The sequence below is a fragment of the Allosphingosinicella sp. genome (genome assembly GCF_059502505.1).
This window is the reverse complement of sequence record NZ_JCACEU010000013.1, coordinates 1-21317: the sequence shown is the minus strand read 5'-3', so window position 1 is coordinate 21317 and position 21317 is coordinate 1. Positions and strand designations below refer to the sequence as shown.

Here is a 21317-nt window from a genome sequence, read left to right as displayed (position 1 = left end):
AATTGCTGATGAAACATGTGATCCCCTCCAAAGGTGCGAGTCGCGGACGTCGCGAAAGCGGAGAGGCTACACGAATTCAAGGCGTTGCGATAAGGATTCAGCAACCATGTTTGGCGGCCCGCCGCAGGCCGTGCTAGGTTCATCCTTTCAGAAAGGGTGAGTTCGGGTGACTAAGCTGTTCGCATGGCTCATCCTCGCCGCCTGCGCTTCCTGTTCGAACTGGATCGAGGCGGAGCAGCGGGTGACGCAGGTTCCAGTGGAGAAACACGTGACGCCTTCAAGCGCAGCTGACGATCGGGTCCGCGGCCTTCCGTTCGCCGGCGAGCAGTCATTCGCCACGCTCGATGAATATCTCGCCTTTTTGAAAACGGCGGGCGAGTACGACACGCCCTGGTATCGGGAGATCAAGCCCGGCCGCGTGTACGAGCGGGTTACCCGTCGCGCCCCGGGCAAGAAGGCGCCAATCTACACTCGCGAGCAACTGCTCGAGAAATACGGTTTCAAGTCCTGACACCTTCCGGCGGCAGCGACATCACTGCTCGCGCAGCGCGGTCTCGCTGAGGCGGGTGATCGGACTTAGGATGTAGTCGAGCACCGAGCGCTTGTCGCCGAGCAGGCTGACGTCGGCGACCATGCCGGGGCCGATCTCGAGCACCCGGCCGTTGCGGTCGCGGAGCTTGTCGTTGGTGCCGACCCGGACGGTATAGAAGCTCTCGCCGGTGCGCTCGTTCAGGGTGGCGTCGGGCGAGATCGAGATCACTTTGCCGTCCAGTGAGCCGTAGATCGACTGGTCATAGGCGGTGACGTTGATCTTGGCGTCCTGATCGGTGCGGACCCAGGCGATGTCCTCGGGCCGCACCTGCACCTCGACGAGGAGGTTCTCCTCGCTCGGCACGATCTCGACCAATGGCCCCCCGGGGGGAATGGTGCCGCCGACGGTGGTGACGAGGACGCGGTTGACGCGGCCGGCCAGCGGCGAACGGACGACTGTGCGATCGACGCGCGCTGACAGCGCCGGCAGCGTCCGGCGCAGCGCGACCATCTCGGCCTGGGCGGTGGCGAGCTCCTGCGCCGCCTTGGAGCGCCAGTCCTGGCGCTGCTGGGCGAGGGTCGAACGGGCTTCCGCCACCGAGGATTGGGCGCGGGTCACGGCGGCGGCGGCGGCGGCTGACTCGCTCGAGGCGACAGCGGCGGCATTCTCCGCCTGGATCAGCGACAGCCGCGGCTCAATGCCGCGCTGGACGAGTGGCCGGATCAGGTTGAGCTCGGTCTCGGCCGCGGCCTGGGCGGAGCGGCGGGCAGCGAGCGCGGCCTGCGCCTCGGCGACGCTGCGCTCGGCCTGGGTCACGCGCGAGCCGGCGGCCGCGAGCAGGCTGTTCAGATCCGCCATCCGGCTCGCATGGAGCGACCGCTCGATCTGGGCCTGCTCCGCCGCCATCGGAGTGTTTGCGGGAAATACGGGCGCGCGGCCGGAAAGCTCGCCCTCGAGGCGGGCGATACGCATGCGCAGGGCGTCGAACTGGGCGCTGTTGCTGCCGAACTCGGCACCGGTCTGGGTCTGGTCGAGCCGCACCAATGGGGCGCCGCGCCGCACCATGTCGCCGGTCTTGACCAATATCTCCTCGACGATGCCGCCTTCGAGGTTGGACACGACCTGGAGCTGCGAGCTCGGGATGATCCTGCCCATGCCGCGCACGGTGCGGTCGATCTCGGTGAAGGCGGCCCAGAGGACGAAGATCACGACGAAGGCGCCGATCGCCCAGAGCAGGATGTTGGCCGCCGTCTTCGGCCGCACCCGATCCGCATAATCCTCGAGCGAGCGCATTTCGTTCATACGGCAGCGACCTTCGGGCGATTGAGCTTGGCGAGGATCTGGTCGCGCGGTCCGTCGGCGACGATCTTGCCGCGATCGACGATGATCACCCGGCTGACCAGCCTCAGGAACGGGGTGCGGTGAGTGATGACGACGAAGGTGCGGCCGGCGAATTCGCGCTCCAGCCGGTCGAGCAAATTACCCTCCGTCTGCTGGTCCATCGCGCTGGACGGCTCGTCGAACAGCACGATGGGCGGGCTGCCGGCGAGCGCGCGGGCGATGGCGATCGACTGGCGCTGCCCACCGGACAAGCCCTCGCCCCGGTCGGCGAGCTTCAGGTCGTACCCGTTGGCGATCTGGCCCATGAATTGGTGGGTGCCAGCCAGATCCGACGCGCGGATCATCTCATTGTCGTCGATGCCGTCGCGGCCGAGCACGATATTCTCGCGCACCGAGCCGGACAGGAGCAGGCTTTCCTGCATGGCGCTGCCGATCTTGCGGCGCAGGCTGACTGGATCGAGCTGGCGGATGTCGGTGCCGTCCAACATCACCAGCCCTTCCTGCGGCTCGTAGAGGCCGAGGATCAGGCGCGCGATGGTCGACTTGCCCGAGCCAACGCGGCCGAGCAGGGCGACATGCTCGCCGGGTTGGATGGTGAAGCTGACCCCGTCCAGCGCCTGCTCGGACGCGCCGGGATAGCGGAAATGAACGTTCCGGAACTCGATCTTTCCCTCGGTCTTCGCCAGCACGAGCGGCTCGCCTTCCGGTCCCTCGACCGGCGAGCGCATCAGGGCGTTGAGCTGCCGATAGGCGGTGCGGGTGGCAGTGAGGCGCGACAGCAGGGTGGCGATCTGCCCGAGCGGCGCGACGGCGCGACCGCCGAGGATCGAGCAGGCGATGAGGCCGCCCATGCTGAGGTCCTGGGTTGCGATCAGGCCGACGCCGACGATCACGACGCCGGCATAGGAGATCGTCTGGGCCGAGCCGGCGATGGTGACGCCGATGTTGGAGACCAGGCGCTGGCGAAGAGCGGTGTGGCCATGCTCCTCGACCGCGCCGAGCCAGCGCTCGGTCAGGATCGGGGCGGCGCCGACCGTCTTCACCGTTTCCAGCCCGCCGATCGTCTCGACCAGCACCGACTGCTTCAGCAGCCCCTCCCCCATCGACTTTGCAGCAAGCCGGTCCATCGCCGGCTGAGTGAGGAGCCCCGTGAGGATCACCAGCGGAATCATCGCGAGCGGAACGAACACGACGGGCCCGCCGATGATCGCGATCACCGCCAGAGTGATCAGGATGAAGGGCACGTCGACAATGGCCGTGATCGTCGCGGAGGCGAAGAATTCACGCAAGGTCTCGAGCTCGCGCACCACGCCCGCCAATGCGCCGGTCGAGCCTTTCTTCTGGTCGAGTCGGATGGCGAGCAGGCGGGCGAAGATGCTGGCGCCGACCTCGCGGTCGATGCGGGCGCCGGCGACGTCGACGAAATAGGCGCGCAGCGTCTTCAGGACGAAGTCGAAGATGATGACGATGGTGAGGCCGATCGACAGCGCCACCAGTGAGGCAGTGGCGTTGTTCGGCACCACCCGATCATAGACGACCATCGTGAACAGCGAGGTGGCGAGGGCGAACAGATTGATCATCACGGCGGCCAGCGCGACCTTCATGTAGATCGAGCTGTTCCGCCGCATCGGCTCCATCAGCCAGGGCGCGAAGCGCGTCTCCGGAATTTCGACCATGTCGCGCTCGCTCATCTTTCCTCCAGTGCCGGCGGCTCGATGTCGAGCGTCGGCAGCAGCCGCCCGGTTCGCGAGAGCAACACATAGCGCGACGCGTCCAGCTCGGTAATTGCCCTGATGTAGGTTGCGGACACGTTGAAATAGCCGCTTTCGGCCTCGAGCAGGTCGAAAAGGGTGCCGCGGGCGACGCGGAATCGCTCGGCCAGCACATCGCGCGACTGGCGGCTGGCGACATAGCTGCTCTGGAGGGCGGCAAGCTGCTGCTCGAGCGCGGCCACGTCGGACCAGGCGATCGAAGCCTCGCGTTCCGCTTCGCTGCGGGTGCGGCTGGCCCGGGCCTCGGCCGCATCGGCGCGGGCACGGGCCTGGTCGGCGCGGGCGTCGACGCCGCCGAACAGGCGATGGCGGACCGTCAGCCGGCCGCGAATGTCGTAATCGTCGGCGTCGATGAGGCCGTATTTGCCGGCGTCGACGCCGGCAGAGACGCTCGGCAGCGTCTGTGCACGCGCCGCTCTCGCCTCCTGCCGCGCGGCGCGGGCGAGCGCCTCGGCACCCTCGACCTCCGGGTTCGAACGGGCGAGGAACTGCGCCAGCTCCTTGCTCATCGTCGGTCCGGCGACGATCGGGGCGCGGCCGATATTTGCGGGCGGAGGCACGCCGAACATCTCCTCGAACCGCGCCTCGGCATTGGCGAGCTGGCGGCGGTAGCGGGCGAGATCCGCCTCGGCCGACGCGATGTAGCTTTCCACGCGCGGCAGATCGCCGGGGGCGGAGACACCCTGGTCGATGCGGGTCTGGATGGCGTCCCGCAAATCGACCTGGCCGGCACCAAAGGCGGAGCCCAGTGTCACCAGCGCGCGATAGGCGAAGACGTCGTACCAGGCGGCGATCGCCCGCAGCGCCACCTGGTCCGCCGAGGCTTCGGCTTCTTCGGCAGCGGCCCGCAGACGGGCGCCGGCGGCGGCGATGCGCGCCTCGGTGGCGCCGAAGTCGTAGACCGGCTGGTTGATGCTGACGGTAAGGTCGCTACGCCCCTCGGCGCGCGATCTCTCGACGATATTGTCGATGCCGCGATCCTCGAAGTTGCGGAGGATCGAGCGCTGGGAGTTCAGGGTGGTGTCGATGCTGGGATAGAGGCCGGCCCGGGCCTCGTCTTCCGCCGCCTCGGCCTCGGCGATGCCGGCGCGGCTCTCGCCGACGCGCGGGCTGCGATCGACGGCCTGCTGGACGAGGCGGAGGAACTCGGCGCCGGCAACGCTCTCACGCGAGAGCCGCAGGATCGGGTCGGCCGCCGGGTCGATGGCGAGCGGATCGGCGGTGGGCTCCGGCAATTGCTCGACCGGCGGCTCCGCGCGCACGAGCGGGGAGCCCGAGGGCCGGGTGGCCTCGCTTTGGGACGCATCCTGTCCAGACAGCAGGGCGACGATGACGAGGAGCGAGGCTGGCAAACTCAACTGTCCGAATCCCTCGGAGCGAGCGCTCCTGCCCCCCACGAGCCGGACTGCGCGTTAGCCATATATCCTTTGGCCGGCGGGTCCCGTAGCGCAAAATGCAGGCGACCGCCAATCGCTTGGATCCGCTCCATTTTTGGCGCCGTGCGGCACGCCGGGAGCCTGCGCCGGAGCAGAAACCGCGTCGCGGGCCGTTACAAGGGCCGCGGCCTTGGCTAGGAACGGCAGGCGAGGCCGGCTCGGGGAGATGGAATGACCGACATCGACAGCTTTATCGGCGGACTGCCCAAGGCCGAGCTGCACATCCACATCGAAGGCAGCCTAGAGCCGGAGCTGATGTTCGAGCTCGCGCGGAGGAACCGCGTCGCCATCCCGTTCGCCTCGATTGAGGAGGTGCGGAGCGCCTACAGCTTCTCGAACCTCCAGGACTTCCTCGACATCTATTATCAGGGCGCCAACGTCCTGCTGCAGGCGGAGGATTTCCGCGACCTGGCAACCGCCTATTTCGACCGTGCGGCGGCCGACGGAGTCCGGCACGCCGAGATCTTCTTCGATCCGCAGACCCACACCGATCGCGGCGTCCCCTTTGCGGTGGTGATGGAAGGCCTGCTGGCCGGCATGGCGGAGGCGGAGGCGCGGCATAAGCTGACGTCGAAGCTCATTCTCTGCTTCCTCCGCCATCTCGACGAGGAGTCCGCCTTCGACACTCTGCGCCAGGCCGAGCCGTGGCTCGACCGCATCGAAGGCGTCGGCCTCGACAGTTCGGAGGTCGGGCATCCGCCGAGCAAGTTCGCCCGCGTATTCGCCGCCGCCGGAGAGCGCGGCCTGAAGCGCGTCGCCCATGCCGGCGAGGAAGGGCCGCCCGCTTATGTCGAGGAGGCGCTGGACATCCTGCGGATCGACCGGCTCGACCACGGCAATCGCTCGATGGAAGATCCGCGGCTCATCGAGCGGCTGGCGCGGGAGCGGATGACGCTGACCGTCTGTCCGCTTTCCAACCTCAAGCTCTGTGTGGTCCCGCGCATGGAGGAGCATCCGATCGACGACATGCTCGCGCAGGGTCTGCGGGTCACGATCAATTCGGACGATCCCGCTTATTTCGGCGGCTATGTGAACGCCAACTACCGGGCCGCCGCCCTCGCGCGCGGCCTTGACCGCGACGATCTGGCGACGCTCGCGCGGAACAGCTTCCTCGGCTCCTTCCTTCCGGAGGCGGAGATCGAGGCGCATGTCGCCGGCATCGACCGATATGTCGCGGCGTCCCAGGGGGTGCCCGCTTGACCGCGCCTCCCGATCCCGAACTCTATTACATCCCTTACGAGCGCTTCCTAGCTGACGTCGAAACGCTTGCCGGCGAGCTCGAGGCGGATACGTGGCGGGCGGATTTCCTGGTCGGCATCGGCCGCGGGGGGCTCGTGCCGGCGGCCTATCTGTCGCACCGGCTCGACGTCCCCTTGCTGTCGGTCGACCATTCCTCCGGCGACGCCAGCTTCGCCGGCGAGCTGCTGGCCAAGCTCGCCGCCAAGAGCAGGGAGGGCACGCACATCCTGATCATTGACGACATCAACGACACTGGATCGACGATCGCCTATCTCCGCCACGCGATCGAGAGCCAGGGCGGCGTCGACGACCGGGTGCGGGTCGGCGTGCTGGTCAACAACGTCCGCTCGAAGGCCAGGGTCGACTACAGCTCCACCGCGATCGATCGCGACGTAGACAAGAGGTGGTTCGTATTTCCATGGGAAGCGATGGCCAGCCGGGCGACGCTGCGCGAGGAGGCGCTGGAAGTGCCGGAGCGGCTCGGCTGACCGGCCGCGAACGCAAAAAAAGCCGCCCGAAGGCGGCTTTCTTGTCTGGTTGCGGGAGTAGGATTTGAACCTACGACCTTCAGGTTATGAGTCGTGTTGAGGCCCCTACCCTCCACTTCGCTCCAGTGCTTTCTTCCTCGCGTTTTCAGTGACTTAACTTGACTGTGCGGAGCACAGGACCCTCACTGATCCGCGCCGGATTTCGCAGCAACTCGAAGCTTCTTGCTTACGCCACCCTTCCAGAACTGCCGCTGATCCGATGCATGGAAGCAGGAGGATCGAAGTGGCGAAACTCACGAAGAAGTTGGTGGAGGCGCAGCCGGTTGGGGCCGCGGAATGCATGCTGTGGGATGGTGAGCTGCCCGGCTTCGGCGTTCGCATCCTGCCCTCTGGGCGCCGCAGCTACGTAGTCCAGTATCGCGCGGCCGTCGATCGCGTCGAGTGACGCTGGGGCCGCACGGGGTGCTCACGACCGAGCAGGCCCGCGGCATGGCTATCCAAGTGCTGGCGGAGGTCTGGAACGGCGGCGACCCCGCTCTCCACCGCAAACTGCGGCGGGAGGCGATCACCGTGGCAGAGCTCGCCGACCGCTTCGATAAGGAGCACATTGCGGTCCGGGTGAAGGAGAGCACCGCCAAGGAGTATCGGCGGAACCTGAAGCGCTTCATCCTGCCTACCCTTGGGCGCTTGCGCGTGGCCGACGTCACCCGCGCCGACGTTGCCAAGTTCCACCACGACCTGCGGCGCATCCCTTACCAGGCGAACCGCAACCTCGAGGTCGTCTCCAAGATGTTCAACCTTGCCGAGATGTGGGGACTGCGTCCCGACGGGAGCAATCCGCGGCGCCACATCCGCAAGTATCCTGAGGAGAAGCGGGAGCGGTTCCTGAGCGCAGCCGAGTTGAAGCGGCTTGGGCAGGTGCTGGATGAAATGGAGGCGGAGCGGGTGGAGCTTCCTTCAGCCATCGCGGCGGTAAGGCTGCTGCTGCTGACCGGCTGCCGTCTGAACGAGATCATGAAGCTGCGGTGGGAGGACGTGGACCTCGTCACCTCCGTCCTGCGGCTGCCGGACTCTAAGACGGGAGCGAAGATGGTTCAGCTCGGGCGAGCCGCGGTTGCTGTGATCAAGAGAATTGAGCGGTGCCGCTTCAATCCGCACGTGGTTGTCGGCACCCAGCCAGGCAAGCCGCTGTCCGACCTTCAGCCGTTCTGGCAGCGGGTTCGTGCCCGATCTGGGCTGAAGGACGTCCGCATTCACGACCTTCGGCACACTTTCGCCTCAGTGGCGGTGGCAGCGGGACAGGGCCTTCCAATGATCGGGAAGCTGCTCGGGCACTCGCAGGTCCAAACTACGGCCCGCTATGCCCACCTTGCCGCGGATCCAGTGACAGCTGCGGCCAACGATATCTCACAGGCACTCGCTGCGGGGCTGCGAGGCTGATCAGAAGCGTCTGCTTTGCGCCCTCAGCTGCCGCACAGCGGAGGCGGCCGAATGTCACTAATGAGGGGGAGAGCTGTCATTTTGGTTGCTAGTGTCATTTGATGGCTTTGGCCTTGGACTTGTGCGCAGCATCCGCAACAGAAGAAGGTTGGACGGCGCATTCCTGATCACGGCAATCGGGGCAGGTTGATCTCACCGCCAGCACGAACAACAGCATGGCTGACGATACCGTCTTTATCCGCCACAAATTCGATGGGAACGTTCATCGTTTCCATGAGGAACTCCCTGTCGGAAATCGGGAGCATCTCGCTCGGTGACTGATCTAGGAGGCGGGCAACTAGCCGGCGTCCGTTACTCGTCACCTCAAGAACGCCAAACGGGCTGTCATAGCGGCCGGCGAACCGCTCCAGGTCCTCGGCGGGGATGCGTCGCTGCGACTGCCGGATGCGCTCCAGCGCTGCCTTAGCCTTCGGATGATGCGGCTGAAGCTGGAGTGCCGAATTGGCCGCCTCTGACGCCTCGGTGAGACGATCACTTTTCCTAAGTGCCTCCGCAAGCAGTGCGTAATCGTCCGCTCTGGCAGGGCGAGCAGCGATCAGCCTGCGCATCAGTGCGGCAGCATCAGCGGAACGGCCGCCAGCGACGAGGCGCTCTGCGACTTGGCTCAGCTCCCCCTCGGGGAGCGCAATGTCCGCCGCGATTGTGCCGGTGACTCCGTTTCTAACGATTTTGCTAAGCAGTTGCCGCGATGGATCCGTGTAAGCACCGTAGCTTCCGACCCAAGCATAGCCCGGGGCATCGGAGCCAAGGACGTCTGAAGCTATCTGTCGGGCAATCGAGTGCCCGTTGGCACTGTTTGTAAGGATCACAACGCCGCGCTCGCCACCGGTGTCGAGCGCAGCATAGGATTGCATCGTCTGGTTGTTATCGCCCCAGTGCCAGGCATAGGTTCGGCCGCCAACTTTCTCGAGCCCGAGGCCGAGCCCCCAATGATGCGGAGACAATTTTCCGCGAGGACGGTCGAGGCAGATGACGCACCCTTCTTCCAGTGTCACCTGCGGCCGAAGCATCTCTTGAGCAAGAGCCGGCGCGAGACCCTCGCCCCGAACCGCCGCCATCAGGAAGCGTGCATAATCTCCAGCAGTGGTCTCTAGGCTGGACGCCGCTTGAGCATTGGGAATACGGCTCCGGCCCGCTGAATTTCCAGTATAGCCGTGCCCGAACGCTTTCCTGTACGCGTAATCATCGCGCCAGATGAAGCTCGAGCTAGTCATCCCGAGCGGCTTGAACACGGCTCTTTCCATGTATTTTTGGAGCGACTGGCCGGTGATGCGCTCCACAACCCGCTGAAGCAGCTTGATGCCTTCCCCGGAATAGCTGAAGCGCGGCTCGCTAAGAGTCACGGGCGCCGCCGACCCGGTGTTCGGCAGCCCTGCAGTATGGCTGAGAAGTTGCCGGGCCGTCACCTTTTCGAGGCCCCCGGTGAGCCCATCGAGGTATCTGCCCACCGGCACGTTTATGTCGATTTGCCCATCCGAGGCCAACTTCAGCACGGCGTAGGCTAGCACTGGTTTACCGAGAGACGCTGCTTCGAAGACGGTTACCGTAGTGACGGGACTAGCGGACTGAACGTCTGCTTCTCCGAACGGCAGCACCCGGATTTGCCCGCGTTCGATAACCGCCATCTGCAGACCCGGCACGAGGGCCTGTTCCATCATCGTCGGAACGGTTGCGGTTAGAACTCTGTTACTTTGCACAACGCCCACGGGACGCGTGGCACATGCAGCAGGCATCAGCGCGAGAAGGCACCCTAGGGCTTTTAGTCGACATGACGAATTGCCGCTTCGCATCAGCTAGTGCCTTTTTCATTTTCATTGCAAGGCGACTTCGCTGGACAGCAAGCGCCATCTTGGGGGTGGTCCGCTTTCGATCCGACGCAGACCTTGGTTCGCTGCAAGTTCGGCTTCTCTTGCGCCGACTAGCACCCGCTCAGCCACGCTTCACAGAAGCGTTGTTCCAGATGCGCTGAAGCAAGCCTCGAAGGCGCTCTGTTTCGGCGGTTGAGGGTTCGCCTGTCGCCGCATTGAGACCCTGGATGCGATCGATCTGGTCGAACGTAATCCGCTCGTGAAGCTCATTTTCAAACGCCTCCTGCGCCGCCGCGTCCCCCGCCTTTTCAGCTTCGAGCCAATTGCCGGCGAGTGCGCCAAATTCCTCGGCTTCGGCCACGTCTATAATTGTGCCTTCGTGCCTGGAAGCAGATTCGGACGTCATTCTCTGTCTCCTTCAGAGATAGCCCCCTGCCGATCAGGAGGCCCGTCTAACCCCTAGCAGACAACGTGCCAAGGATCTAAAAACCTTAGAAGATTGCGCTTCGACATCTCCGCGGGTGGGCGTAGGCTGCTCCCAAGTTTGGGATCATCGGCCAACAGTTGGTATCTCACTCGCGAAGCCTGCGGCAATGTCCGCCTTCCACCCATTGCGGACACGCGGGCAAAGTCAGCTATGCGCCATTTCCTGACGCTCGAGAGAACAATCGGCGACTGCCAAGACCGGACACGAGCCGTGGCCGCCTGTGCGATGCTTGACGCGGCGGATTCTCAAGTCGAGAAGGACGCTATGAAGTTGTTCAGAACGCCCGTTCCGTCTCGCCGCGCCAGTGGCGCCGCGATGTCCTGCGCTGCGAAAAGCTGCTTCAACGTCCCTTGCAAGGGGGCTGCGCCATAAGGGTTTCACTCGCAATACCCTTTTAGCGACAGCCCTTCCGAAGCCCTCGGAAGGGCTTTTTTTTGCCGAGAACACATATGCTGCTGACCATCTCAACCACTCACCAGCCGGCGACCGACCTCGGCTTCCTGCTAATGAAGCACCCCGACAACGTGCACGTGACGGATCTTCCCTTCGGCCAGGCGACAATCTTCTATCCCGAGGCCACTGACGAGCGCTGCACCGCCGCTCTCACCCTCGAGATCGACCCGGTGGAGCTCGTGCGCGGCAAGGGGACAGCTGCCGGTCTGCAGGATCAATATGTGAACGACCGGCCCTATGCCGCGTCCTCGCTCCTGTCGGTGGCCATGGGTAGGGCGCTGAACACAGCCATGGGCGGCCGGTCCAAGCATCGCCAGGAACTCGCCGAGACGCCGATTCCGGTGGAGGCCCGCGTCGTGCCGCTGCCTGCGCGCGGCGGGGGTGCCCCCCTCGTCGAGCGTCTGTTCCGCCCGCTGGGATATGACGTCGTTTCCGCGTCCGTCGAGATGGATCCGGCGCATCTGGAGTGGGGCGACAGCCCCTATCTCGAGATGCAGCTGACCGGCCGCGCCCGCGTGGCCGACCTGTTGAACCATCTCTTCGTGCTGATCCCCGTGCTCGACAACTCGAAGCACTATTTCATCGGCGAGGATGAGGTCGCCAAGCTGCTGCGCAAGGGCGAAGGATGGCTCGACCAGCATCCGGAGCGGGAGCTGATCGTCTCGCGCTATCTCAAGGGGTTCAAGTCGCTGGTCCGCGCGGCCCATTGCGGGTTGGACGAAACCGTCGAGACGGAGGAAGCCGAGGAAAGCCTCGCACGGGACGCGGCGGAGGAAGCGCTCGAGAAGCCGATCCGCCTCAACGACCAGAGGATGGCCCGCGTCACCGAGGTTCTCAAGGGGCTCGGCGCCGCGTCGATCGTCGATCTCGGCTGCGGCGAGGGCAGGCTTCTTCGGGAGCTGATCAAGCATCGCGGCTTTACCCGTATCGTCGGAGTCGAAGTGGCTCCTCGGGTGCTCGCCACCGCCGCCGAACGACTTCGGCTCGACAACATGCCGGACCGTCAGCGCCGGCGAATCGAATTACTCCAGGGCTCGCTCGTCTACCGCGACGACCGGCTGAAGGGCTTCGATGCCGCCGCCGTCGTCGAGGTCATCGAGCATATGGACGCGGACCGGCTGCCGAGCTTCGAGCAAGCGGTCTTCGGCCATGCACGGCCCGGCGCCGTGGTGATCACGACACCCAATGCCGACTACAACGCGCTCTTCCCGAAGCTGCCGGCCGGCAAGTTCCGGCACCCCGACCATCGTTTCGAGTGGTCGCGGCACGAATTCGAGCATTGGGCGGAAAACCTGGCTCGGGCTCATGGATATGAAGTGCGCTTCGAAGGCATCGGCATTGCCGATCCAGGCCTCGGCGCACCGACCCAGATGGGGGTATTCACGCGTGCAGATTGAGATTCCCGAGTTCGCCCTTGTCCTTCTGATCGGCGCTTCCGGCACCGGAAAGTCGAGCTTCGCGGCGCGGCACTTCCTTCCGACCGAGGTCGTGTCGTCCGATCGCGCGCGCGGCTGGGTGGCGGACGATGAGACGGATCAAGCCGCCACCGGCGACGCCTTCGACATCGTGCATGCGATTATCGAGAAGCGGCTCAAGAACCGTCGGTTCACCGTCGTCGACGCGACTAACGTCCAGCCCGAGGCTCGCAAGGGCCTGCTTGCCCTTGCCCGCAAATGGCATGCGCTGGCAGTCGGCATCGTCTTCGATCTACCGGAAGCGATCGCGGTCGCTCGTAATGCCGCGCGTCCTGACCGCCAGTTCGGCGCCGGGCCCGTCCGGCGGCAGATGCAGAACCTGCGGCGGTCCATGCGCGGGATGCAGCGAGAAGGGCTCCGCTATGTCCACGTCCTCAAGAGCGAAGCGGACGTCGATGCGGTCGCCATCTCGCGGACGAAGCTGTGGACCGACCGGCGCGAGGAGACTGGGCCGTTCGACATCATCGGTGACGTCCACGGCTGCGCCGACGAGCTGGAGACCCTGCTCGCGGAGCTGGGATATGCCGTGAGCTGGGACGGCAAAGCCGTCCGCGTCACGCCTCCCGATGGGCGTAAGGCGATCTTCGTCGGCGACCTCGTCGATCGTGGCCCCCGCTCGCCCGACGCTATCCGGATAGCCAAGCACATGGTCGAAAGCGGGATCGCCCTGGCGGTGGTCGGGAACCATGATGACAAGCTCAAGCGCCACCTATCGGGCAAGAACGTCAAGACGACCCACGGCCTGGCCGAGACGATCGAGCAGCTCGCCGCCGAACCGCCCGAGTTTGCCCGGGACGCGCGCGACTGGCTCGACGGCCTGATCAGCCACTATGTCCTGGACGAGGGTCGCCTCGTCGTCGCCCATGCCGGGCTCAAGGAGGAGATGCAGGGCCGCGCGTCCGGTGCGGTGCGCAGCTTCGCCATGTACGGCGAGACGAGCGGCGAGATCGACGAGTTCGGTCTGCCGGTCCGCTACGACTGGGCGGCGGACTACAAGGGTCGGGCTCGGGTCGTTTACGGCCACACTCCGGTACTCGAAGCGCAGTGGGTCAACGGCACAATCTGCATCGACACCGGCTGCTGCTTCGGCGGTAAGCTTACGGCGCTTCGCTATCCGGAGATGGACCTGGTCTCGGTTCCGGCCGTGCGGACTTATTATGAGCCGATCCGCCCGCTCGCTGCGCCTCCCGCAGAGACCGGAGGTGACCACCCGCACCAGCTCGACATCGCGGACGTCCTCGGCAAGCAGGCGATCGAAACGCGAGACCTCGGTATCGTGGTCGTGCGCGAGGAGAACGCGGCCGCCGCAATCGAGGTCATCAGCCGTCACGCGGCCGATCCGCGCTGGTTGATCCACCTGCCGCCGACCATGTCGCCGCCCGAGACATCCGCAGAGGAGGATTGGCTGGAAAGGCCGGAGGAGGCGTTCGCCTATTATGGCTCGAAGGGGATCAGGTCACTGGTCCTTCAGGAGAAGCATATGGGCTCGCGCGGGCTCATCTTGCTCGCTCGCTCCGTGGATACGGCTGAAAAGCGCTTCGGCGTCTCCGATGGCGCACGCGGCGTCGTGCTCACCCGGACCGGTCGCCGCTTCTTCAGCGATGCATCGTTGGAAGCGGAGGCTCTGCACCGGGTCGATGAGTCAATGTCGAGGGCGGGACTATGGGACGAGCTCGCCACAGACTGGGTGCTGTGGGATTGCGAGATCCTTCCATGGAGCATGAAGGCGAAGGCGCTCCTGGAGCAGCAATATGCTCCTGTCGGTGCGGCGGCGTTGGCGGGGCTGGATCGACTGGCGGAGTCGCTGACGGCCGCTCGTGCTCGCGGCGTCGCAGTGGATGAGCTAGCGTCTGCTACGACCACTCGCCTCGCGAACGCACAGCGCTATCGCGACGCCTACAATCGCTACGTCGCCCCGTTCGGCGGCATCGCTGATCTCGTCATCGCGCCGTTTCACCTTCTCGCATCCGAGGGTGCGGTTCATTCGGACCGCGATCACCTGTGGCACATGAGCCAAGCGCATAGGCTAGCAGCTGCGGACCCGGAGTTGATCCGCGCCACGCGCTTCCGGGAGCTTGATCTCAACCATGATGCCGCCGTGGCTGACGCTGTCGCGTGGTGGGAGGAGCTCACATCGGCGGGCGGCGAGGGAATGGTGGTGAAGCCGAAGGAGTTCATCGCCAAGGGCAAGCGTGGTCTGCTTCAGCCGGCCATCAAATGTCGCGGGCGGGAATATCTCCGGATCATCTACGGCCCGGACTATGACCGTCCCGAGAACCTCGTGCGTCTGAAACAGCGGGGCCTCGGCACGAAGCGATCGATGGCCATCCGAGAGTTCGCCTTGGGAATGGAAGCGCTGCACCGCTTCGTCGAGCATGCGCCGCTCACGCGCGTGCACCAATGCGTCTTCGGCGTGCTGGCATTGGAGTCTGAACCGGTGGACCCTCGCTTGTAAGCCTCAAAGTCTACTTCCGCGCGACTGAAGCCCGGCTCCAGACTGCTCGTTTGCGGCCACAGCCAGGCCGTCCATGAGGCGCTCTCCTGAAGCTGCATCCCGCAGCTCAGGAGAAGAGAGATGTACCGCCAACAGCACCATCATCAGCAATCGTCGGGATCGGCGTGGAACGCAGGCCGATCAATAGGGCCGAAGCGAGCGCTGAAGCCTCAGGAGGTATGGGAAATTCGCTTCCACTTAAAGCACGAGAAGCGAGTTAGAGACCGTGGCAATGATGCGCGGAGCGGCAGAGCAGGAAAGCGGAAAGGAGCGAAAAAGAATGCAGCTCGATCCGGTCCGCCTTAAAATTCTGAAGCTTATCCAGAAATCCGGCAAGGACATGAAGACCGCTTCGCTGGCGATAGGGAAGAATCAAGCCTACCTTCAGCAATTCCTATTCAGGGGGACACCGAAGGGTCTGGCTGACGAGACACGTGCGGCTCTGGCTACCTTCCTCGGCGTTGATGAAGCAGAAATCGAGCACAACTTCGCGCTCCCTCCGGCGGCTCGCAAGCAGCGGGCTTCGGCGCAGTCCGCCAACGACATCGTCGCCATCCCCGAGGTGGAGATCCGAGCAGCTGCCGGCGCTGGCGCTCTCAACGAGGATCAGCCGGACACGCTCGCGACCTGGCATCTCCCACGTGCGCTACTGGAGCGCGACCTGCCTGTGCGGGAAGGCGACGTCCGACTGATGTCGGTGCGAGGAGATTCGATGCTTCCCACTCTGTCGGAGGGCGATCGGATACCCGTGGATATCACGCACAAGGCACCCTCCCCCCCTGGCATCTTCGTGCTGTGGGACGGTGCGGGCCTCGTCGCCAAGCGCGTCAAGGTGGTGCCGGGGGAGACAGCGCGCATCCGCCTGCACTCCGACAACGCCCTCTACAGCGCCTACGACTGCACGCTGGAGGAGGTGCACATAATCGGCAGAGTGGTCTGGGCCGCGAAACGGCTCTGAGGTGAATGTCCGCTTTCGACCAATAGCGGACATAGGTCTGCTACTTGTGTGACTGCCCACTAGGCTGTTGCCGGCCAACGGGCCAAGGGGCCAAGGGGGATCACTTTTCAGGCATGAAGCAACGACAGCCTTCAGCTCCTCCTCGTTCGGGTCCGCAGTGTTCAGCTCCTGGAGCTGCTTCACCGACTTCGTCGCCAACAAGGTTTCGGTGATACAGGCGCACGATGGAGTAATGTCGAGCCCTGCCGCTGCGGTTTCGGGGGCGGAAGCTAGGCATTGATCGACTGACTTGATGCGGAAGGCTGTTCGGAACGCCTTGTCGAAGGCCTCGTCATAGGCCTTGGTCTCTGCGTCGTTCATCCCTGCGGCAGCGGAGCTACCCGGCTGCGCGAATGAGGTTGACGGAGCGAGCGCCGCGCAAAGGGCCAAGGTGCAAGCTAGGCGTGGCATAGAACTTCCCCCTAACCAGATCATAGCCGATCAATGTCCGCTCTCCACCCATTGCGGACATTGATCCTCAGTAGACCTCCTCATCCGAGAAGCACCAACCCTGTGTGCCTTTTCAGTATGGTCCGGGTCGGGCATCGGCTGGAACCACCATGCGCGTAATTCCGGGGTGTCATGAACCGTTAGTTCGTCGCCGTTCTCGAAGATCAGCGCCAGCCGGTCTTTAGCCCGGACCGACACCTCAACCACCCGCTTCCGCAAAATCCTATCCAACTCGATGCTCTTGCGGGGCCCTTCGATGTCATAGGTGTAGGCTACTGAGCCATCAGCAGACCGATACGAGAAGGCGTGCGCCACATTCAGAAGCTGCCAGCCGTTCTCGAAGAAAAACATCACGTGGTATTTGTCGAGCGTCACCTGATAGAGTTGCCATCCAACCACGGGCTGGAAGTCGTCTGCACTGCGAAAGCCGCTCACCATAACGGCACGCTATCACTCCCCAATGTCTGCTTACCACCCATTGCGGACGTTTAGAACGCGTCCGCTTTGATGATCTGGATCCGTCACTCAGAACTCGTTGCTACCGGTAGGGCTCACACGCGATGCCATCGCCGTCGCCGTCCATTCGATCGGAGTAGCCGGGCTCGAAGCGGTAGAGCGGGTCGACCCCAGCAGCGCGGACTGCATCGCAACCCGAATAGGTGAAGCCGGGCGGCAGTGCGGCAAGGATCGCCTGCCGTTGTTGATGCTTATCCCAAGCGATTGACCCGAAGGCGAGAAACACGCCGACTACGATGGCAACGCTACCATATCGGTAGGCCGTCTTGAGTGTGCTCTCAGGACGCGAAACATAATGCTGACGGTGCGAGCGCTTGCTGAAATGCTTCTTCGGATAGTGACGAGACACACCTCGTCCTTGCCACTAATCCCTCAAAGGGTGGTAAAGCTCACATATGCCGCCACCTTAGGGGAGCAGCCCCAGCTTCCGCTTTCGCTCCTTGGCGGACACTCGGGCTCAGCTGACGGAGAGCCAGTCCCTAGTGTAGCGGTCCACAAACTCGGAGAAGCTGTCGGCGACAAATCGCTCGCTCTGTCCGCCGATCAAGACGACTTTGCCTTGAGTTTCATCGTCGGCACACGAGATGGCCCACGCCCAGCACCAAGTGCAGTGGTCAAGGAAGAACACAAACCTTCTGCCCCTCTCTGGGATGAAGGATGGAATCTCGTGTTCATATTCGTCGGGGATGTTTTTCAGGCGCTCCAGGGGCCACCAATTCCCCATCTCCTCGTCCCAATTGTCTTCAGTGGGTGAGGACTCGCTGAGATAGCGCCTGAAATCATACGGGATCGTTAGATCGTAGCGATCAAGGAGCGCCTTGATGTGCTCATCCGGTCGGGCCGCGGTGGCTATATCTGCTCCAGTGCCAGACCACCATTCCTGAAGCTTCAGATGCGCGTGCACACCATGTGATCGGGCGACGTCGCCCGAAGGTCAATGCTGCAAACCTCAATTCCGCTTTCCACCTGTTGCGGACCTTCAGCAGCTTAGGTCTGTTTTCCGCCCATTGCGGACGTTCGCACATTCGAAGGCATCCTGAACTAAGTAGCCGGCAGAATAGGGAGGCTCGAATGAACCGGTCTGTGTTGGCAATGGCGACGCTGCTTGCGACTATCTCGACATCTCCAGATGCGTTGGCCGCACAAAGAGGAAGAACACTAAGTTCCGGGGAGTTGGCGGCATGCATAAACAAGAGCGGGAGGCTAGCAACTGCAGGCTTTTCCGGTGATCAGATATGCGTCCTTCCACTGCCAGATGCGGGGAAGCCATGTAGAAGTTCTTCGCAGTGCAGCGGCCAATGTCTTCTTGATGAAATAAAGCTGGGAGCGAAACCTCGCCGCCATGGGATGAAGGTCGCGGGCCAGTGCCAAGCAACTGACTATCCATATGGCTGTCGCACCATTGTCGAAAACGGCAAGATTGCTAGCGGCATGTGCGTAGATTAGCCGCCCGCTACAGCGCATGCGCAATGTCCGCTTTCCACCCTTTGCGGACGTTCAGGGGCGTTCGAAGCAAATGCTCTGCTTCTCGCGCCGCGCGGGCGAGTGTGCGTCCCGGCTCAGGATATCTGAGACCCAATTCATCAGGTCTGGCAGCATCACCTCCTCAGCCCAACGTCAAGCTCCCGCGGCTTCCGAGGAGACAGTCCCGGCGCGAACATAGAGCCGCTCGTGTGACACATTCTCATTTGGCGGCCAGAAATGCGCATCAAAGAGCTTACCCGGGGTCCGGCTGAGGTGAGTGTCAATCTGGAGGGCAGCGTCGGCCAGTGCGGCTTCCAGCACTGACGGTCGGAGGGGGTAACTCTGGCCCTTCGGCAATTTCGCGGTCGCTGAGTTCATTGCCCATCTATCGCTTTAGCGCAGTCGCAAACGCAATGTCTGCATTCCACCCATTGCGGACCTACGTGCTGTCTCTATCCTGCCTCGATGCCCTCGGCTAAGTTGAGCATTATTCTAGCAGTCGCGGTTGCGGCCATCGCTACGCCTGGTATCGCTTGTCGCGTTGCACTCGCGCCTAAGCAGCGGGTAGCATTGGGTATCGAAGCGGAGCGATCTCTGCTGTGGCTCTGGTGCGAGTAAGCGCAGCCAAATACACTGCCGCCCCTTTCTCCGATGCTCATCCTTGGCAAGCCACAGCGACGGTCGAACGGCTTCTTCGAGGGTCCTATGCACCCAAGGTTGTGCGTTTCACGCGCGGCTGGGGCTCAGCGGCCTGCGACGACGGGCACCCCGTGGCCAAGCCAGGCGAGAGGTGGGTCGTCTATTTCTGGCAGCGTGGACACCGGGATCAGCCGGTCTGGCAAACTTATCCGGCGCGGGTAGCCTTCGATGCCGATCCTCGTCTTCGGCTGAATGCCCGCTAAGCACACACTGCGGCCCCTCGCGGCAATCCCTGCTTTCGACCCATTGTGGACATTCGCCGCATGCGGCAGGTTGAGCGCCAACGGAAGAGACGACCATATGTCGGAGCCATCCGAGGACGATCAGCGGCGACACTGGCGAATGCTGTGGCTGAGCTCCATTCAGGCGTTCAGTGATGACGAAACTCAACAGTCCCGCTGGCTGGACCCGCAGGAGCGCAATCCGCACTATTCCTTTGTCGAGTGCATGTGCAGCTATTTCGATGACACGTTCATGGGTGACGAGGACGCCCTTCAAAGGCGTGTAGGACGCGGGCATCTCACGGAAGAGGAAGCTGTTGCCGTCGAACAATTCCACGCTCTTGCCGACGCATACGAGAGTCCGGGAGGCGACGATTATGACGACGACGCCATCCTCGCTGATCCGAAATGGCATGCTGTCGTTGATGCTGCCGAACAAGCCAAGCAGAGGCTTCTGCCACTCTTGAAAGAGCCTGCTGAGCGAGAGGCGCTTATGCAGCCCCTACACTGGGATGAGGAGGGGCGCGGATGGAGGACTGACCTGACCGGGTCGATCATTACGCCTGCTCGTCGATGGATGTTGCAGCAGCTCCTGAGCAGATTGCGCAGGAAGTTCGGATGAGAAGCCTCATGTCCGTTTTCCACCCATCGCGGACATTGACGCGAGCATACGCTTTCGACCCATTGCGGACCATGCGGTGTGCTTTGCTAGGCCAGTCACTCGAGGGAGATATCCGCGGATCCAGCAGCTACTCTACGGGTCGAAACTTCCACTCCCGTGGAACCTCTCCACAGCGCACCAGCTTCTGCGTGGTTTCGGCGCTTTCGAACAGCAGCACGCCGGGAGCGATCCGGGTGAAGCGATTCCTATAAACCTTGCCCTCAGCGTTCTCTCCGTAGGCCTCCCCAATTCCCACCCTGACGAGCTCGTCGCCTTCGATCCACCAACGTGCCGAGGTCTGACCACTCACCACGTAGCCGTCGCCCCGATAAAATTCGATTTCTGGTGAGCAATCCCCCTGCAGTTCGGACTCTTCTGAAGCATCAATCCACCCCCACTTCCCGACCATCCAGGCAGGATGTCCCCTGGGGTGGGTAGCGCGAGGCCCGACTGTGCAGGACGCCACGAGCATCAGAATGATTATTGGCCAAGGCTTCCACATCAGTTTGCCTTACCGCCGGTCAATGAAGGAGCGGTCAACCTCAGACGCTGCTCACGTCCCCTTTCCGACCATTGCTGACCGTCACAGCCAGCGTCCGCTCTCGACCCATTGCGGCCACTCACGCTGTCCGCGGAGGCTCTTCAGATCCGCTGCGCAACGGCTTGTTAATTCCAGCCCGGCGATAGGCTTCATGTCATAGACGTCGCAGATGGTGCCGTTACCCCTCGTGTACAGGGGCTTGGGTGCAGACTGGCGGGGTATCCAACGATTCCTGAACCAATAGTCCAGTGTACACTCGTCAAGGAAGTCGAGATTAGGCTTCTCACCGCTGAAAGCGATCACGCCGTACTCGCCCACCGCGCGCAGCACCGGGCCCGTGATCATCATTGCACAGATGGGACGGTGGAGCTTCCAATAGTCAATTGAGCGAACGTCGATCGTCGAGCCGGGTCTTAGGGGACCCTTATAAACATGAAGTATCTTCAACCGAGCGGTCTGACCATCCTCACCTGCCCGAGTAACAATTCCGTAGATGACGTTATCTGCAGCTTTGAAGCGGCTACGGGCGCGATCTCGAGCCGTCCGTCCGTCTGCCTGAACCTCCTCATCCGTTCGACCCGGAGTGGGGGGCACGCCCAAGCCGACGAGGCCAAGCTTCCAAGCAGAAATCCGGCAATCAACTCAGTCGGGCGCATATAATTTTCTCGCGCCGCAACCCTTAACGTCCGCTTTCCACCTAGTGCAGACATTCGCCGCTGAAGTGCGCTTCGAGATTTGTCCGC

At 63.4% G+C, this 21317-nt stretch carries 19 protein-coding genes; 9 read left to right on the top strand and 10 right to left on the bottom strand.

Features of this window, described 5'->3' with window-relative positions; translation table 11 throughout:
* The first annotated feature begins 166 nt into the window (after positions 1-166).
* On the top strand, positions 167-511 hold the full coding sequence (locus AC5JBD_RS01410; protein ID WP_495719972.1) for a hypothetical protein: 345 nt from the start codon (positions 167-169) through the stop codon (positions 509-511).
* Between the two features lie 21 nt (positions 512-532).
* Here the strand turns inward: AC5JBD_RS01410 and AC5JBD_RS01405 are convergent, their stop codons facing one another.
* The 3 genes from AC5JBD_RS01405 to AC5JBD_RS01395 are packed head-to-tail and all read right to left on the bottom strand — an operon-like array spanning position 533 to position 5003.
* Entirely contained in the window at positions 533-1834 is a 1302-nt protein-coding gene (locus tag AC5JBD_RS01405) for an HlyD family type I secretion periplasmic adaptor subunit (protein WP_495719971.1), read from the bottom strand.
* Positions 1831-3564, bottom strand: coding sequence for a type I secretion system permease/ATPase (locus AC5JBD_RS01400; RefSeq protein ID WP_495719970.1), 1734 nt, complete (start codon positions 3562-3564; stop codon positions 1831-1833). The genes AC5JBD_RS01405 and AC5JBD_RS01400 overlap by 4 nt, the downstream gene beginning before the upstream one ends.
* Positions 3561-5003 carry a TolC family protein gene (locus AC5JBD_RS01395; protein WP_495719969.1) on the bottom strand — a complete coding sequence of 481 codons (1443 nt, stop codon included), beginning with the start codon at positions 5001-5003 and terminating at the stop codon, positions 3561-3563. The genes AC5JBD_RS01400 and AC5JBD_RS01395 overlap by 4 nt, the downstream gene beginning before the upstream one ends.
* A 249-nt stretch (positions 5004-5252) precedes the next feature.
* Here AC5JBD_RS01395 and AC5JBD_RS01390 point away from each other — a divergent pair, with 249 nt between their 5' ends.
* The 4 genes from AC5JBD_RS01390 (at position 5253) to AC5JBD_RS01375 (ending at position 8248) form a co-directional block, all read left to right on the top strand.
* Complete coding sequence (locus AC5JBD_RS01390) at positions 5253-6281, top strand: adenosine deaminase (protein ID WP_495719968.1); 1029 nt, start codon at positions 5253-5255, stop codon at positions 6279-6281.
* Complete coding sequence (locus tag AC5JBD_RS01385; RefSeq protein WP_495719967.1) at positions 6278-6808, top strand: phosphoribosyltransferase; 531 nt, start codon at positions 6278-6280, stop codon at positions 6806-6808. The genes AC5JBD_RS01390 and AC5JBD_RS01385 overlap by 4 nt, the downstream gene beginning before the upstream one ends.
* Positions 6809-7091: 283 nt before the next feature.
* Positions 7092-7253, top strand: a complete 162-nt coding sequence (locus tag AC5JBD_RS01380; protein ID WP_495719966.1) for an Arm DNA-binding domain-containing protein — start codon at positions 7092-7094, stop codon at positions 7251-7253.
* Positions 7254-7297: 44 nt separating this feature from the next.
* Positions 7298-8248, top strand: coding sequence for a tyrosine-type recombinase/integrase (locus AC5JBD_RS01375; protein ID WP_495719965.1), 951 nt, complete (start codon positions 7298-7300; stop codon positions 8246-8248).
* Positions 8249-8415: 167 nt separating this feature from the next.
* Here AC5JBD_RS01375 and AC5JBD_RS01370 read toward each other — a convergent pair whose 3' ends face one another.
* Both AC5JBD_RS01370 and AC5JBD_RS01365 read right to left on the bottom strand, forming a co-directional pair.
* On the bottom strand, positions 8416-10041 hold the full coding sequence (locus AC5JBD_RS01370; RefSeq protein ID WP_495720099.1) for a serine hydrolase: 1626 nt from the start codon (positions 10039-10041) through the stop codon (positions 8416-8418).
* A 196-nt stretch (positions 10042-10237) separates the two neighbouring features.
* On the bottom strand, positions 10238-10477 hold the full coding sequence (locus tag AC5JBD_RS01365) for a hypothetical protein (RefSeq protein WP_495719964.1): 240 nt from the start codon (positions 10475-10477) through the stop codon (positions 10238-10240).
* 575 nt (positions 10478-11052) lie between these two features.
* Between AC5JBD_RS01365 and AC5JBD_RS01360 the strand changes: the two genes are divergently transcribed.
* The 3 genes from AC5JBD_RS01360 (at position 11053) to AC5JBD_RS01350 (ending at position 15983) form a co-directional block, all read left to right on the top strand.
* Entirely contained in the window at positions 11053-12453 is a 1401-nt protein-coding gene (locus AC5JBD_RS01360) for a 3' terminal RNA ribose 2'-O-methyltransferase Hen1 (protein WP_495719963.1), read from the top strand.
* Complete coding sequence (locus AC5JBD_RS01355) at positions 12443-14986, top strand: polynucleotide kinase-phosphatase (protein WP_495719962.1); 2544 nt, start codon at positions 12443-12445, stop codon at positions 14984-14986. Before AC5JBD_RS01360 ends, AC5JBD_RS01355 begins: the two co-directional genes overlap by 11 nt.
* A gap of 319 nt (positions 14987-15305) precedes the next feature.
* Entirely contained in the window at positions 15306-15983 is a 678-nt protein-coding gene (locus AC5JBD_RS01350; protein WP_495719961.1) for a S24 family peptidase, read from the top strand.
* A 480-nt stretch (positions 15984-16463) separates the two neighbouring features.
* On the opposite strand, the gene AC5JBD_RS01345 is transcribed toward AC5JBD_RS01350, so the two are convergent.
* The 3 genes from AC5JBD_RS01345 to AC5JBD_RS01335 form a co-directional block, all read right to left on the bottom strand.
* Complete coding sequence (locus AC5JBD_RS01345; protein ID WP_495719960.1) at positions 16464-16910, bottom strand: hypothetical protein; 447 nt, start codon at positions 16908-16910, stop codon at positions 16464-16466.
* 100 nt (positions 16911-17010) lie between these two features.
* Positions 17011-17337 carry an excalibur calcium-binding domain-containing protein gene (locus AC5JBD_RS01340; RefSeq protein ID WP_495719959.1) on the bottom strand — a complete coding sequence of 109 codons (327 nt, stop codon included), beginning with the start codon at positions 17335-17337 and terminating at the stop codon, positions 17011-17013.
* Between the two features lie 108 nt (positions 17338-17445).
* Entirely contained in the window at positions 17446-17892 is a 447-nt protein-coding gene (locus AC5JBD_RS01335) for an SMI1/KNR4 family protein (protein ID WP_495719958.1), read from the bottom strand.
* Between the two features lie 1559 nt (positions 17893-19451).
* Between AC5JBD_RS01335 and AC5JBD_RS01330 the strand changes: the two genes are divergently transcribed.
* Positions 19452-19994: an SCO4402 family protein gene (locus AC5JBD_RS01330; RefSeq protein WP_495719957.1), complete on the top strand. Its 543-nt coding sequence runs from the start codon at positions 19452-19454 to the stop codon at positions 19992-19994.
* Positions 19995-20121: 127 nt separating this feature from the next.
* Here the strand turns inward: AC5JBD_RS01330 and AC5JBD_RS01325 are convergent, their stop codons facing one another.
* Positions 20122-20442 carry a hypothetical protein gene (locus AC5JBD_RS01325; RefSeq protein ID WP_495719956.1) on the bottom strand — a complete coding sequence of 107 codons (321 nt, stop codon included), beginning with the start codon at positions 20440-20442 and terminating at the stop codon, positions 20122-20124.
* Positions 20443-20616: 174 nt separating this feature from the next.
* Entirely contained in the window at positions 20617-20922 is a 306-nt protein-coding gene (locus tag AC5JBD_RS01320) for a hypothetical protein (RefSeq protein WP_495719955.1), read from the bottom strand.
* Positions 20923-21317: the final 395 nt, after the last annotated feature.